This is a genomic window from Bacillus sp. FCW2 (assembly GCF_021228595.1).
Classification (GTDB): domain Bacteria; phylum Bacillota; class Bacilli; order Bacillales; family Bacillaceae; genus Bacillus; species Bacillus velezensis.
Genome location: NZ_CP089436.1, coordinates 4,000,397 through 4,015,094, shown reverse-complemented (window position 1 = coordinate 4,015,094; position 14,698 = coordinate 4,000,397). Strand labels below are relative to the sequence as shown.

Genomic DNA, 14,698 nt, shown 5'->3' with positions numbered 1-14,698 from the left:
CGTTAATTATCGGTCATAAAATCTGACAACTTTAAATTAATTGTAAGTTTTCAAAACAATATAAACAATATATAATTTAGATCAAATACATCTCAAAATGAGATAGATGGGTGTGAACGCAATGGAATTACGCCAGCTTCGGTATTTTATGGAGGTAGCAGAACGGGAACATGTGTCAGAAGCGGCTGATCATCTGCATGTCGCACAATCCGCCATCAGCAGGCAGATTGCAAATCTTGAAGAAGAGCTGAAAGTCACTTTATTTGAACGGGAAGGCAGAAATATTAAATTAACGCCGATCGGCAAGCAATTTTTAGAACATGTTAAAACGGCGATGAAAGCAATTGATTACGCGAAGGAACAAATTGATGAATATCTTGATCCGAATCGCGGAACCGTCAAAATAGGATTTCCGACGAGCCTTGCAAGCCAGCTTTTGCCGACGGTGATTTCGGCATTTAAAGAGGAATACCCGAACGTTGAGTTTTTGCTCCGTCAGGGGTCTTATAAGTTTTTAATTGAAGCCGTAAGAAACAGGGATATAGATGCGGCGCTGCTCGGCCCCGTTCCGACGGAATTCCCCGACATAACAGGCCATATCTTATTCACGGAAAAGATTTACGCGCTTGTTCCGCTGCATCATCCGCTTGCCAAACAGAAAAATATTCATTTAATTGATCTGCGCGGCGACCAATTCGTTTTATTTCCTGAAGGGTTTATTCTCCGAAACATGGCGATTGACGCTTGCAGACAGGCCGGCTTTGCGCCGCTTGTATCGACGGAGGGCGAGGATTTAGATGCCATTAAAGGATTAGTCTCCGCGGGGATGGGAGTGACTTTATTACCTGAAAGCACCTTTGCAGAAACCACACCCCGGTTTACGGTCAAAATTCCGATTGAATTTCCTCAAGTGAAGCGCACCGTAGGCATTATTAAACCAAAAGGAAGGGAACTGGCTCCGTCTGCAAATGATTTCTATCATTTTGTCATTCAATTTTTCTCCAAACTTGAACAATATCAATAAAAAACAAACCCGAGCTTCAAAACGAAGCCTCGGGCTTTTTCATATTTTTATAGATCTTTCTCAGCCGATCGGAATGGATAGTTCAACGTGACAGACAAATGCTTCCGGATCAATGACTGATTGATCGGCCTGTTTATGCGGCGTTTCTTTAAATGTCTTCAGCTGGGCTGAGGAATAGTTGACGATGCCGAGTCCGAGCTCTTCTCCCTGCTGATCAAGCAGCCTGACAACCGCTCCGCAGCTGAATCTGCCCTTAATCTGCTCGATGTCCTGCGGTGACAGCTCCATATTTCCGTTCGCGACATCACGGCTGCTTTCTTTTTCCATCACAATTTCACCTTCTGGACCGGAATTAAACGCAAGCCATTGTTCTTTGTGGTTTAACGGCAGGGTTCCTTCCGCTTCAAAATAAGTTCCTTCAGCAGCCTCATCTACCGCTTGAAGCAGAATGTCCGGAATGTTAGCCTGCCCGAGAAAGCCTTTAATACCCGAGGCCATCACAATTTTAAAAGCATCCAGTTTCGAACGCATTCCGCCTGTTCCCATCTCACTCCCGGCATCTCCCGCGCTCGCTTCTATTTCCGGGGTAATGTCACTTACATGTCTGATTCTTTTCGCCTTCGGGTTGCTGCGCGGATTATCATCATATAAACCGTCAATGTCTGATAAAATCACAAGCATGTCGGCATCAATTAAACCTGCCACCTTCGCTGCGAGTGTATCGTTATCTCCGAATTTCAGCCGGTTGACTGTGACCGTGTCATTTTCATTAATAATCGGAATAATTCCCCGTTCCAAAAGGACGTTCATCGTATTGCGGACATTATGGTAGCGGCATTCATCGGAAAAATCGCTTCTTGTAATTAATATTTGTGATGCGACATAACCGTGCGCTAAAAACAGCTTTGAATAAGCCTCCATTAATAATCCCTGCCCGATGGAAGCGGAAGCCTGTTTTTCAGGGAGGCTTTCCGGTTTCTGAATAAATCCGAGCTTCCGATAACCTGCCGCCACTGCGCCGGAAGATACTAAAATCACTTCATAGCCGCTGTCTTTCAGCTGTGCGATTTGATCCACCAATGCTTCCAGCTTTCTTCTGCTGATTTCCCCGTGCAGGCTCGTCAGTGAGCTGCTGCCGATTTTCACCGCGACTCTTTTGATCTTCGTCCGAGACGTCACTGTATCACTCCTGTTTTTTAACGATTATAGTGCTGCCGTTTTTTCAATTGTTTTGCTGATCTCAATAGAACGTTCGGTCGCGTGTTTAATGGCTTTGGCAATGGCTTCTCCGCCGCCTTCTGACCTGAGCGCATCGAGGCCGGCTTCCGTCGTGCCGTTTGGAGAGGTGATGTTTTCCCGAAGCACATCCGGTTTTTCACCCGTTTCCATCAGCATTTTAGCTGCGCCCAATAACGTTTGCGCGCCGATTTTGCGGGACAGCCGTTTGTCTAAGCCGGCTTCTTCACCTGCTTTTTCAATAAACTCCATTAAATAATAAAAGTACGCCGGTCCGCTGCCTGCGATGCCGGTGAAAATATCCATCTGATCTTCCTTGATCACGTATACTTCCCCGAGGCATTCCAAAAGGGATACCGCGGTTTTTGCTGAACCGTAAGAGACATGGTCTCCGAAAGCCGCAGCTGTTGCCGATTCGCCGATCATGCTGGATGTGTTCGGCATCACTCTTACAACCGGCTGACGGTCATGTAATGATTGTTGTATAAATGAGGTTGTTATGCCTGCCAGAACAGACAGGATGATTTGATGAGGTTGAATACGCCGTTTCAGCGTAGCAAGAGCGATTTCAGCATCCTTCGGTTTCATGGCTAAAATAAAGACATCAATGTCTTCGGTTTTCATGCTGTCAAAAGCAATGCCTTGAATTCCGTATTGATGTTCCAATTCAGCGAGTCGCTCTGTATTGCGGCGGTTTGTCACGCAGATGTTTTGGTTGGGAATTTTTTTTGCGCGGACCATGCCTGATATCATTCCTTCAGCCATTGATCCTGCTCCGATAAAAGCAACTTTCTTTTGATCTAAGATCGGTAACATCTCCCTTGTTCGTATTTTGTTCGTATTTTTCACACGTTTTTTATGTTACCACTTCAGGAGTCGATGTCAAGTTTGAAGGTTTTATTGATATGTATTGTTCCGAGCCTGTTATTATGTATAATGAATCACAAAACAAACCTTACAAACCTTTTGAGCCCGGGAGGCCGGGTGCGTTCCGGCCGGATTTAAAAATTATCTGAAATGGCTTTTTCTATCAGCTTTTTGCAGCGGTCAAGCTCTGTCTTCAGCTGTTTTTTGTAAAGCTTCGCAGCTTCATAGTCTTTAAATTGATAGAGAACGACTTCCTGGAGTTTGGCTCCCTCTTTTTTCACTTTCACTTGCTTTAAAATCCCGTCATCCAAAAGTTCGTGAAGTGAACGGTACACCTCGGTATGATTCGGCTTAAAACCGATGGGTTTAAATTCCGAACGCAGCACCTCGAGAAGCTTCAGTCCGTAAAGCCGTTCCTGCTCTGTCATTGTAATCATGTAAAGCTTTAAAAAAGCTCTTTGTTTCACTAAAAAACCGGTTGAACTTCTTTTTTCTTCTTTCAATATGTGCACACCCTTCCTTCTAACAAATTATTCCATGTACTAAATATTCTCTTTATATCTCGTTTTTCCTTTTTATCGTTCGGACAGTTTGATTTGTATTAATTTGTTTTTTGGAGAGCGAGGAAAAATAATTTTAATGAACATTTGGTACATAGTTTATTTAGTTTAATTATAACTGATATCGGTTTCTTTTTCACTCTTTTTTCTGCAAAAACGGATCTTTATGCCTATTTATTCGGGTTGCGGAAACAAAAAAAAGACCCGTCACGAAGACAGGTCCCCTTTTGTTTAAGGATTGGTAGACCACAAACCGGCAGTTTTGATGAAAATGCGCGGATGTAATTTCAATTGAGCAACCATATATTCTGCAAGATCCTCAGGCTGCATGACTTTTTCCGGATTGCCGTCTGTCAAATTTAATTCAATAGACATGTCGCTGGCAACCGTGCTCGGAGTCATTGCGCTGACACGGATATTGTGTTTTCTGACTTCCTGCATGAGAGATTCAGTCAGACCGAGAACGGCAAATTTAGAAGCGCTGTACGCACTTGTCGCCGCGGCGCCTCTTTGGCCCGCCGTAGAAGAAATATTAATGATATCTCCTGATTTTCTCTCAATCATTTCTGGAAGAACGGCGCGTGTCACGTGGTATACACCCATTACATTAACTTGAATGATGTCTTCCCACTCTTCAGGCGTAAGATCCAAAAATCCGCCGAATTTGCTGATTCCGGCATTGTTAATCAAGATGTCAATCTCACCGAGTTCTTCTTTAATAGAGGAGACGGCTTGCTCAACCTCTTTTTGGTTTTTTACATCGGCAGCAGCGAATGATGCCTTTACACCTAGGGCTTTCACTTCTTCCGCAACCTTTTCGACATTTGCTACTGTGCGGCCGATTAAACCGATATTGACTCCTTCTTTGGCTAAAGCGATAGCGGCGGCGCGGCCGATTCCTCTGCCCGCACCCGTGATAAGAGCCGTTTTGTTTTGTAAGCTTTCCACGTCTTTCACCCTTTCTGAATGTCCTTATGTACGATTTCACATTATAAGCAGAAAAAAACAATTAGCAAATAAAATGATTCAACACGATCCGTAAAGGGTATCAACTGAAAAAAAGGAGTGAAAAGCAGATGATCATCATTTTGTATATCAGTGTTGCCGTTGCGGCTGCCGCTTTAATTTATGCAGCCGTATCCGCCGTGCGTTTTAAAAGAAACACAGCGCCTGATATAAAGAAAATTAACGCCGCGACAGCGTCCATGCAGACGGCCGTTGATGAAATCAAAACAGAAACCGATCTGTTATCGCAAAAGCAGAAAGAGCTGAAGGAAGATTTTCTCACTAAAAAAACAGCCGTGCAAACGACGGCGGCCGAAGTTAAAGGAACGTCTCATGTCCTGAAGATGGTCTGGAACGCCGGTAAAAGTGATGTATGAGCCTGCATGTCATCCGACGTTTTTGATGACACTAAGAGAAACCGGCGGATTCAAGGAGGCATAACATGATTTGCGATCGTGAGCGGCTTGCGCGTTTTTTGCAGCAGCTTAAAGCACTATCATATTCGGGAGAATTTACAAAATCGGATTTGCTGACTCCGGCTTTCCATTTAGCCAAGGACGGAGATCTGGATTTGTATTATTCGCCTCATAATGAATATATTAACCCTCATGCAGTCGTTGCCATTTCCGGAATCACACCCGGTTTTTTTCAAATGCAGCTGGCTTACAAAAAAGCGGCACAGCTTTTAAAAGATGGCGAAACTCTTGAAACGATAGCGTATGAAACAAAAAAAGCGGCCGGACTTTCCGGTTCAATGAGACAGAACATCATCGAAATGCTTAATGAATGCGGTCTGCCGGCCGCGCTTCACGTTGAGGATTCATCCCGGTTATTTGATTCAAAACGGGAGCTTCTTCATACAACGTCCGTTATCAAACACCCTGTTTTTTATAAACAGAAAAACTATACGGGACATCGGCCGGCAATCAGCAGATCAGCTCTTCTCAGCCGTTACGCGCTGAGATGTTTTCCGGATGAAATAGAAATGATAGAAAAGGACATTCTGCTTATCCCTCTCGGTAAAGCAGCAGAATCAGCCTGCCGCATGCTGAAGAAGAACGGCAGAATGGGTCATGCGGTCATTCTGGAAGGCTTCCCGCATCCGTCCGGAGCAAACGGACATCGTTTCAAACAATTTCACGAAAACAAACAATCGTTACGTGAACAAATTCAGCGCTTTGCCGGGTTTCTTCAGCAGCTGTAAAAAACGCCCCGAATTTTCGGGGCGCTGCTGTTAAGAAGCGTATTCAGGCAATGCTTTATTGTGTTTTGCCGTTTTCTCTTCAGGTATTTTGATTTGATTTGTCAAGATTGCACTTACGAAATAGAGCGCTGCGAAAATCCATACAACGCCTTGTGCGCCGACAAGTCCGATGAACGCCCAGGCAAGCGCGGGGCCGACAAATGCCGACAGTCCCGCAGTCAGATTTAACACAGACATGGCAGCACCTTTATCGCTGCCGGCCGCCGTCGGCACGATAGCCCCGACCGGAACGAACCCGGCGAGGAGCCCTCCCCATATAAAACCGACAATGCTGACGAAAAGCAAGTTCCCATGTGATACAACAGGTGCATAATATAATAAAAGAGTAAAAATGCCGCAGCCCACTCCCCCGAACCACATGACAGTCTTTTTCCAGCCGAAGGCATCGCCGACTGCGCCGAAGATTAAGTTAAAGACGATATTTCCGAGAAAGATCGTTCCCCAAATTTGAAGCCATACATTTGTAGAAATGCCGTGCTGCGCCATATGCATCGGGAGGAATACCGGAAATCCGTATGTTCCGATGCTGTTAATGATCCGAATGATCCCCCCAGAGAACACGCGCGGATTTACAGCAAGGATGGTGATTCCCTTCATTAATTCCTGCGCCTTTTCCCGCTTATCTGCCTTTTTCTTTTCAAAGCGGTCCCTATTTAAAATCAAAGCAAAAAACGCGCCGAGGCAGACCCAGAAAATTGAACTCCACAGTGTATTCAAATAGCCGAAGGATTTGATGGCCCAGCTTGAATACCAAGCACCGAATACAAACATCCCGCAGCAATATGCAATCCAGAACCAGCCGACCGCCGTACTGAGCCTGTTTTTCGGCGACCGGTAAATCACCCATGTCAAAAATGAATAGGCAAACAGCGGATAACCCAGCCCTTTAATAAAATACGTGACATACATCACCGGCAAATTAAGATTTTCAAATCCGTATGCGATAAACGCGGCTGTTCCGATCACGTAAAACAACAGCCCCATAAACATCGTCCGCTTTGCGCCGAAGGCTTCGAGGCAGACCCCTGAAAACCAAGACGCCACAGCGAGAGAAATACCGTAAACCGTAAACAGGGATGCTGATTGCTGTACCGTCAAGCCGTTTTCAACTAAAAACGGGCTGAGCCAGCCTTGTTCAAGGCCGTCCCCCATCATAAACAGCACGACCCCTAAAAATCCCCAGGCGAGCTGTTTCGGAATTCCTATTTTATTAAGCATTTTTGTTCCTCCTCAGCAATCTTTCATGTTGTCATCTCATCCCCAAGTCAGGCTTTCACCGCCGGCTGAAAATGAGTAAATAATTCTTGCGTATGTTTCCATTCTTCATATAGGAAGAGATCCGTCTGATCCGCTTCCGGCTCAATTACCTTTGTGCTGCTCGAAAGCTCTGCTTTCACACCGAGAGCTTCGTTGCAAATCATCGCCGCTCCCATTGCGGATGCCTGGCTGAACCCCTCTCTCTTATAGATTTTCTTTTGCAGAAGGTTAGCAAGAAACTGCGTCAAAGCATCACTTTGGAAACCGCCGCCGCACACCTTCACATAATCTTGTGAAAAGGAAGCCACCTCTGTTAACGCCTCATAGTTCCATTTGATTGAAAAAGCGATTTCCAGCAGTGCGGCTTTGACAAAATGGGCTCTGCTTAAGTTTTGGGACAGCGGAGCGTCAAAAATAAATCCGCCTTTTGCCAGTGCGTTTTTCTCAGGCGATAAATAGGAGCCTAACGCAGAAATACAAGCATGATCGTGTTTCGGCAGACTTGCGATTTCCCGTTCCATGACGCCGTAGGATTCATTCGGATAAAAAATGGATTTTAATTTTTGATAATTGAGTCCTGTTACACCCGGATTCGTTTCAAGAAGCCATTGACCTTCTTCTGTATGGCAATTCAGCCATGCATTCTTTAAACTTTCGGTTCCGGTCTCCGCTGTTATCTTTGTAATCGGCGTCGTCGTGCCGGATACGATGACGATATCTCCCGGCTTTGCATCTGCACTTTTGATGGCAAGCTGTGTGTCTCCCCCGCCTGCAATCACAGGCACTCTTTCAGATAGACCGAGAACCGCCGTTTTCTTAAACGTTAACATTCCGACAACCGTCCCAGATCGGACGAGTGAAGGAAGAATGGCAGAAGGCACACCGAAGATGTTGCATAATGTCTCTGACCACGCCTTTTTCCTTACGTCAAACAGCAGTGTTTCAGCAGCCTGTGACGGTTCATAGCTCAAAATGCCGCTCAGCTCAAATGTCACCCAGTCACTGATGCTTGTGATGTACTTCACTTCTTTCCATAAAGACGGCTGTCTAGCTTTTAATCCGACAAGTTTCATGGCGGAAAATAAAGCGCTCGGAAGACGTCCGGTTTGCTGATGCACTTCTTCTTTTGCCTCAATCCCGTCTTCCCATTCACGGCCTCTGTTATCAATGTTGGGCAGACCGAGAAATGCCTTTTTATCTTTATTGATCAGAACAATTCCCTGCCTCTGGCTTGTTGAGGTGATTCCGATTAATGTAATATGAGGGCTTTTGGCAATAACCTTCCTTGCCATAGCGCTGATTTGCGTCCATAGCCCTTCCGGTGAGAAATATCGTCCGTCCGGATAAAGCGGATCCGTCACATATTCAATGTCTTCCCTTTTAAGCGCGGTCACTTCGCCGCCGGCAGTCACGACCGCGACTCGCGCATTCCCCGTCCCGATGTCAAATACAAGGTAGCCTTTTTGTTCAGCCATTACAGCCTCCTCCTTCCGTTTCAAGTTCTCTTTTGTTATAAAGTTCACGTATTGAACAGGTTTGATCTTGTTTCCATTTGAAAAGCGCTTCATTTAAAATCTTCACATGATGATCCTCCACTTCAAACGTTGCGCCCGCTAAATGGGGAGTCGCTAACACATTCGGCAAAGAGATCAATTCATAATCAGAAGATTCAGGCGGTTCGTGATAAAACACGTCAAGGATCGCTCCCTTAATCCGCCGTTCTTTCAGCACCCGCAGCAGCTCTTCCCTGTCTGTAACCGCCGCTCTTGACGTATTGACAAAAACAGCTTCCTGTTTCATCAATTGAAAGTGCCGGGCGCCGATAAGGCCGATGGTTTCTTCTGTGCGCGGCAAGTGAACGGAAACAATATCACTTTCAGAAAATACCCGTTCAATCGTCGTTTTTTCATACTCCCGGTTTTCATGACGGACAAATGGGTCATAGTAAAGCACCTTGCAGTCAAAAGCGGCCAATAGCCGGGCGATTCTCTGTCCGACAGCTCCGAAACCGATAAGGCCGACTGTTTTCCCTGTCAGCTCATTTCCTCTGAATTTGACGTAAGCCTGCAAATAATCACCATTCCACTTCCCGTCCTTCAGCCACTGATGGGAAGAATACGTATGACGCAAAAATGAAATCACATTTCCGATAAACATTTCAGCAACGGCCTGGGCATTGCGGGCCGGTGTAAAGAAAACGGGGATTTTTCTTTTAGTCGCCGCCGCAATATTCACATTAGACGGCATTCCTCTGCAGACACCGATAAAAGCGGAATCAGGCAATATGTCAATAACACGCTCAGACACCTCATCAAGTTCAGTAATAAGCCCCGACGCGTTTGTCTCTTGAATCATTCGGATCAATTCATCTTCCCGATAGGCCCGGCCGTGCTTCTTCCACGGCCGGTGCACAGTCCGGCCGAACAGCTCAGTCAGCTCCTTCAGCCCCTCGTCGTGATATGGTGCGGTAATTAAAACCGTCATGGTGCAAAACATCCTTTTCACATAAATTTTTTCATAAAAAAATCTCTTTCCCCAAAGAAGGAAAGAGATTCATATACCGTCTTTATGCGCTTGAAGCGCACAAATATGTATAGATCATTCTTTCCTATCTTTCAAGCATACGCTTGCTGGAATTGGCACAATAAATGTTGCCGAGGTTTCATAGGGCCAGTCCCTCCACCTCTCTGGATAGAAAATAAAATGATGAAATTGTCAGGCTTTTTAAAAGAATAAACTCATCATAGAAAAGTCTTTCCGTGATGTCAACACTTTTTTCTGAATTGACGTTCGATTTTGAAATGTTATAATGCTTACAATATAAACAAAGAGGAGAAATGGGCTATGAATTCTGCTGCAACACAGCCGAACGGGGTCTTTAAGTCGGTATGCTCACTAGACTGTCCCGATCAATGCGGCTTGCTTGTGACAAAAAAAGACGGAAAAATCGTTAACATTCAGGGAGACCCCGACCACCCGGTCACATCAGGGAATATTTGCAACAAAGTCAGACACATGGCTGAGCGTATTTATGATGAGAAGCGTGTAACCGTTCCGTTAAAACGGATCGGTAAAAAAGGTGAAGCCGCGTTTGCGCCTATTTCCTGGGAGGAAGCGATCAATACGATCAGTGCGCGCTGGAAAGAGCTTATTGCCGAAGAAGGAGCAGAAAGCATTCTTCCGTACAGCTTTTACGGCAATATGGGAAAACTGGCGGCAGAGGGAATGGACCGCCGTTTTTTCCATCGTCTCGGAGCGAGTCATCTCGAACGGACGATCTGCAGCAAAGCCGGTTCTGAAGGCTATAACTATACAATGGGTGAAGGAGCGGGTACTGATCCGGAGGAGACCATACATGCAAAGCTCTTTATTTTTTGGGGGATCAATGCCGTCAGCACGAATATGCATCAAGTCATGATTGCTCAAAAAGCCCGGAAAAAAGGAGCTAAAATTGTCGTTATCGATGTACATAAGAACCAAACCGGCCGGCTTGCCGATTGGTTTATTTCCATTCGCCCCGGCACAGATGCCGCACTCGCCCTCGGTATCATGCATGTCTTATTCGACGAAAACCTTCACGATGAAGCATTTCTCACAGAATACACCGAAGGCAGTGACGAATTAAAAGCGCATGTTAAACACTATGATCCGGAAACGGTTTCTGCTATTACAGGCGTTAAAGCCGACGATATCAGACGTCTTGCGAGAATGTACGGGGAAACCTCCCCTTCCCTTATCAGGATCGGAAACGGCATTCAGCACCATGACAACGGCGGAATGATCGTCCGCACCGTCGCCTGCCTTCCGGCTGTTACAGGACAGTGGCTCAACACCGGAGGAGGCGCAATCAAGCACAACAGCGCGGTATTAAACTATAACAGACAAGCGCTCCAGCGGCCTGATCTGCTTTACGGCAGGAAGCCGCGATCATTTAATATGAACAGGCTCGGAAGCGTTCTTTTAGAAACAAAACCGCCCGTACGCTCCCTGTTTATTTACGGTACGAATCCTGCAGTGGTTGCGCCGGAAGCGAATAAAGTCAGAAAAGGCCTGCTGCGGGAGGATTTATTTACAGTCGTTCACGATCTATTTTTAACGGAAACCGCCAAATATGCGGATATCGTGCTCCCTGCTTCATCCGCATTTGAAAACACAGATTTTTACACGTCTTACTGGCATCATTTTATTCAGCTGCAAAAACCGGTGATCGAACCCTACGGGGACAGCAAATCGAATACGGAAGTGTTCCGTTTGCTTGCCGGAGCAATGGGATTTACCGAGCAGGAGCTTCAGGATTCCGATGAAGAGTTGATCAGACAGGCGCTGGACTTTCCCGACAATCCGTATATCGAGGATATTGATTACGAAGCGCTCTCACGCCATTCCTTCATGAAAGCCAAACGGAAAAAACCGCTTTTTCCGGGAAAGCTCAAGACACCGAGCGGAAGAATTGAATTATATTCGGAAAAGATGAAACAGGACGGTTATCCGGCGCTGCCGACACACATCCCTCTTGAGAGCGATGACGATTTTCCGCTTTTATTTGTCCCGGGACCGAATCATAATTTTTTAAATTCAACATTTTCGAATAATGAAAAACACGTAAAATTAGAAAAAGCGCCAAAGCTTTTTATTCATACAGAAGATGCTGTACGCCGGAACATAGAAGACGGGGAAACCGTTAGAGTTTGGAATCACCGCGGCGAGTGTGAATTAACAGCTTCGGTCGGCGAACAGGTGCTTCCCGGCGTTGCAGTCAGCCAAGGTCTTTGGGCCGATATGGATGATAAAAAACAGCTTGTCAACTCGCTCACGCCCGATCGGCTGGCGGATATGGGCGGAGGCGCTGTTTTCTTCTCCGGAAAGGTGCAGGTGGAAAAGCTAAGCAATCAAAACCGCCCGCAATAAACGCCGGGCGGTTTTGATGAAGGCTGAATCCTTTCAGCCGGCTTCACCGTATAAAAAGTGATAACGTTTATTGGAGGTTTGCTGTATGGATATCATTACCGGCATCGGAATCGCTTTAGCCGGATATTTCATCGGAGACGGATTGAAAAACTTTAAATCACCTGATCCTCATGAACACACTGACCACATTCTCATTAAAGAAAAAGATCTGCACTTCTATATTGGTTATTATTTAGGAGTTACGAAGGAAGAAGCAAAACAAATCGTGCCCGACACCTCTGACATACCGCATATCACGAGAAACGGAAAGCGGTATGTGCAGAAGAATACATTAAGAGAATGGCTGACTTCTATGCCGGAAAAAGAATAACAGCTGCCATGAAAAGCGGGAAGAGTTTTTCTCTTCCCGTTCATTAAGATATGCCGCCCTGCCTCTCTTCAACCCCAAACATACGACAGATATCGTTCTTACTTAACGAAACATCCCCTTCTTTAGATTTCAAATAAAACCCTTTCTTATATAACCGTATGACTTCCTCATATGTAAGCTCATGACGAAGGAGCGCCATTAAACGCCCGTCTTTTTCATCCTGTTTATTGAACCATTCATACTGTTCTGACCAGTTCACTTTATGCATGTCAAACACCTTCTCACTTTGGATTAATGCCCTTTTCGCATTTATTATACTTATTTCCCCTTTTGTAAACACTCCGACTGCCTGTGACATTTTTGAAAACAGCCGCACCCGCTACTATTAGTCACCATGTTGACTTATTTTCTATTTCGATGTATATTGTAATTGTCAACATGGTGACAATTCAGATAGGAGATACCTTATGGATATTAATTTACTAATGAAGGAACTGCATGTTATGCAACAAAGTTACGCATCATTATTTTCGGTTGTCAATAAAGTGCAGGCTCGGGGGGACGAATACTTAGAACTGTTGACTTCCCGACAGCACATGACTCTTATTGCTATTGCCCATTTACCGACGGAAGATACCACACTTATGAATATCGCTAAAAAGCTGGGCACAACAAAACAAACCGCTAACAAATTAATTTCAAGCCTCGCGAAAAAAGGATATGTTCACACTGTGCCAAGCAAACTGGATAAACGTGCAATCAATATTGAGATTACCGCTGAAGGAAAAAAAGCGTTAATTTCCTGTTCAGAAAAATCCACCTATTTTTTAGCGGATATGTTTCAAGACTTCACAACTGATGAAATTGAAACATTCTGGAGGCTATTGCAAAAACTTTATCGTTTTGATGGTGAAGAACAGGATGGTTTTGAAGAAAAAGCACATTTGAAAGTTGAAGAGCAGGCACAATTCATCTCAGATGACTATGAAGAAAAAATCATGGCTGAATTTTCAAAACGGCGATATGGGAGTGGAGACGATGAATAATATGCTTTATCGAAAAGTAAAAGAAACAGAGGATAAGATGAAGGAAAAATGCTATGAGCTGAAAGATAAAATTGATCAATTTATTTCTCATGCTAAATATAAAATTCATCGCAAACGTAAACTGGACCGAGCCGGCAATTATATATCAATTGCCATCGGACTCTTTATCCTAACTGCCTCATGGCTGACCGCAACACAATGGCTGCTTTGGATAGGCGCGGCGAGTATTTTGAGTAATGCCTGTTTGCTCATTATAAAGCCTGTTAAAAATTGAAAATCTGAAAAAAGCTCTCTAAAAGAGAGCTTTCTTTTATTAATCGTCCCAGTCTTCATCTTCTTCCCAGTTTTCTTTCATCTCATGAAGTCTTTCATAAAAGAACTTTATAAAATGGGCAGAATTAAGTTCTTTATAGCCACCGAATTCACTCCAAATAACAACTGGACATTCTCCTTCACTGTTGATTTTATTGGTATCTAAACAATACCCAAAAAAATCAACATGTTCTATGACTACTAAGCCACTTGGCAATCCCCTATATTCATGATATTCCCTGGTTGTTTCTACAACTGAAGCACCGCCAAAATCATAGCCTAATAAATCGATTCCATAAACCCCGCCAGAACCATAGTTTCTAAGAAACCATTTGTAGCTATCTGGCAGCGTGACTTGAAGATCTTGCTCAATTTTTAAAATTTTATCTTCTCCAATCCCACCCGTAAAATCTTTTTCTTTTGCATTATCAGCTATGAATTCTCTTACTTTCAAATAAAAATCCATGGTTTATAACCCCTTATTCTTTCTCATATTGTTTTGCTCTCCACTTCCAATACCTTGTCTTAAAGTTATTGTACTGTTTCTCCAGGTAAACATCATTCCTGAAGCTTTCTCCATTACCTTTAAGGCCATGTATTACGTCGCTATACTTTGTATGTAAACTATTAGGTATCTCAAGCAACGGTCCACTTTCTTCTTGTATGAGGTGATGTAAGTTAATCTGTGTTCCGTCTATAGCGTAAGGAGACTTACCATCTTTCATTAATTCCAGGTTGGTTTTTCCTTTTGGAGTTTTTTGATTAATATCAATGTCCTTTAAGGTATAGACTCTACGGCTTACATCTCTAATTTGTCCTTTAACTTTTACTTTGCCATTTATTTCAACA

The 14,698-nt window shown here is 44.4% G+C and carries 17 protein-coding genes and 1 riboswitch; of the genes, 7 read left to right on the top strand and 10 right to left on the bottom strand.

Going from position 1 to position 14,698, the window contains the following annotated elements; genetic code table 11:
• The first annotated feature begins 121 nt into the window (after positions 1–121).
• On the top strand, positions 122–1,024 hold the full coding sequence (locus K3G25_RS20025; RefSeq protein ID WP_014418086.1) for a glutamate biosynthesis transcriptional regulator GltC: 903 nt from the start codon (positions 122–124) through the stop codon (positions 1,022–1,024).
• A gap of 60 nt (positions 1,025–1,084) precedes the next feature.
• On the opposite strand, the gene proB is transcribed toward K3G25_RS20025, so the two are convergent.
• The 4 genes from proB to K3G25_RS20005 form a co-directional block, all read right to left on the bottom strand.
• Positions 1,085–2,203 carry a glutamate 5-kinase gene (gene proB, locus K3G25_RS20020; RefSeq protein WP_017417943.1) on the bottom strand — a complete coding sequence of 373 codons (1,119 nt, stop codon included), beginning with the start codon at positions 2,201–2,203 and terminating at the stop codon, positions 1,085–1,087.
• 24 nt (positions 2,204–2,227) lie between these two features.
• Entirely contained in the window at positions 2,228–3,076 is an 849-nt protein-coding gene (gene proC, locus K3G25_RS20015; protein WP_014418088.1) for a pyrroline-5-carboxylate reductase, read from the bottom strand.
• A 185-nt stretch (positions 3,077–3,261) separates the two neighbouring features.
• Complete coding sequence (gene rtp / locus K3G25_RS20010; protein WP_003153833.1) at positions 3,262–3,630, bottom strand: replication termination protein; 369 nt, start codon at positions 3,628–3,630, stop codon at positions 3,262–3,264.
• Between the two features lie 288 nt (positions 3,631–3,918).
• A complete protein-coding gene (locus K3G25_RS20005) occupies positions 3,919–4,635 on the bottom strand; it encodes a 3-ketoacyl-ACP reductase (RefSeq protein ID WP_061862275.1) in 717 nt (238 codons plus the stop codon).
• A 128-nt stretch (positions 4,636–4,763) separates the two neighbouring features.
• Here K3G25_RS20005 and K3G25_RS20000 point away from each other — a divergent pair, with 128 nt between their 5' ends.
• Together K3G25_RS20000 and K3G25_RS19995 are read left to right on the top strand one after the other, a co-directional pair.
• Positions 4,764–5,069: a hypothetical protein gene (locus K3G25_RS20000; protein WP_061862276.1), complete on the top strand. Its 306-nt coding sequence runs from the start codon at positions 4,764–4,766 to the stop codon at positions 5,067–5,069.
• Between the two features lie 65 nt (positions 5,070–5,134).
• Positions 5,135–5,896, top strand: a complete 762-nt coding sequence (locus K3G25_RS19995) for a hypothetical protein (protein ID WP_021494175.1) — start codon at positions 5,135–5,137, stop codon at positions 5,894–5,896.
• A gap of 30 nt (positions 5,897–5,926) precedes the next feature.
• Here K3G25_RS19995 and K3G25_RS19990 read toward each other — a convergent pair whose 3' ends face one another.
• The 3 genes from K3G25_RS19990 to K3G25_RS19980 are packed head-to-tail and all read right to left on the bottom strand — an operon-like array spanning position 5,927 to position 9,697.
• On the bottom strand, positions 5,927–7,174 hold the full coding sequence (locus tag K3G25_RS19990) for an RbtT/DalT/CsbX family MFS transporter (RefSeq protein WP_232489486.1): 1,248 nt from the start codon (positions 7,172–7,174) through the stop codon (positions 5,927–5,929).
• 47 nt (positions 7,175–7,221) lie between these two features.
• Positions 7,222–8,688 carry an FGGY-family carbohydrate kinase gene (locus K3G25_RS19985; RefSeq protein WP_232489485.1) on the bottom strand — a complete coding sequence of 489 codons (1,467 nt, stop codon included), beginning with the start codon at positions 8,686–8,688 and terminating at the stop codon, positions 7,222–7,224.
• Positions 8,681–9,697, bottom strand: a complete 1,017-nt coding sequence (locus tag K3G25_RS19980; RefSeq protein ID WP_007407339.1) for a 2-hydroxyacid dehydrogenase — start codon at positions 9,695–9,697, stop codon at positions 8,681–8,683. The genes K3G25_RS19985 and K3G25_RS19980 overlap by 8 nt, the downstream gene beginning before the upstream one ends.
• Positions 9,698–9,818: 121 nt before the next feature.
• A riboswitch (SAM riboswitch) is annotated at positions 9,819–9,911 on the bottom strand.
• Positions 9,912–10,057: 146 nt separating this feature from the next.
• Here K3G25_RS19980 and K3G25_RS19975 point away from each other — a divergent pair.
• Both K3G25_RS19975 and K3G25_RS19970 read left to right on the top strand, forming a co-directional pair.
• A complete protein-coding gene (locus K3G25_RS19975) occupies positions 10,058–12,121 on the top strand; it encodes a molybdopterin oxidoreductase family protein (RefSeq protein ID WP_232489484.1) in 2,064 nt (687 codons plus the stop codon).
• A gap of 85 nt (positions 12,122–12,206) precedes the next feature.
• Positions 12,207–12,491 (top strand): hypothetical protein, encoded by a 285-nt coding sequence (locus tag K3G25_RS19970; RefSeq protein WP_232489483.1) that lies wholly within the window; start codon positions 12,207–12,209, stop codon positions 12,489–12,491.
• 43 nt (positions 12,492–12,534) lie between these two features.
• Here K3G25_RS19970 and K3G25_RS19965 read toward each other — a convergent pair whose 3' ends face one another.
• Positions 12,535–12,759: a hypothetical protein gene (locus K3G25_RS19965; RefSeq protein ID WP_232489482.1), complete on the bottom strand. Its 225-nt coding sequence runs from the start codon at positions 12,757–12,759 to the stop codon at positions 12,535–12,537.
• 199 nt (positions 12,760–12,958) lie between these two features.
• Between K3G25_RS19965 and K3G25_RS19960 the strand changes: the two genes are divergently transcribed.
• Together K3G25_RS19960 and K3G25_RS19955 are read left to right on the top strand one after the other, a co-directional pair.
• Positions 12,959–13,537 carry a MarR family winged helix-turn-helix transcriptional regulator gene (locus tag K3G25_RS19960; RefSeq protein WP_232489481.1) on the top strand — a complete coding sequence of 193 codons (579 nt, stop codon included), beginning with the start codon at positions 12,959–12,961 and terminating at the stop codon, positions 13,535–13,537.
• Entirely contained in the window at positions 13,530–13,811 is a 282-nt protein-coding gene (locus K3G25_RS19955) for a hypothetical protein (protein ID WP_039251206.1), read from the top strand. The genes K3G25_RS19960 and K3G25_RS19955 overlap by 8 nt, the downstream gene beginning before the upstream one ends.
• 39 nt (positions 13,812–13,850) lie before the next feature.
• Here K3G25_RS19955 and K3G25_RS19950 read toward each other — a convergent pair whose 3' ends face one another.
• Together K3G25_RS19950 and K3G25_RS19945 are read right to left on the bottom strand one after the other, a co-directional pair.
• Positions 13,851–14,315: an SMI1/KNR4 family protein gene (locus K3G25_RS19950; protein WP_029974608.1), complete on the bottom strand. Its 465-nt coding sequence runs from the start codon at positions 14,313–14,315 to the stop codon at positions 13,851–13,853.
• A gap of 13 nt (positions 14,316–14,328) precedes the next feature.
• Positions 14,329–14,698 (bottom strand): HNH/ENDO VII family nuclease (locus tag K3G25_RS19945; RefSeq protein WP_232489480.1); only part of this gene is annotated, 370 nt, incomplete at its 5' end.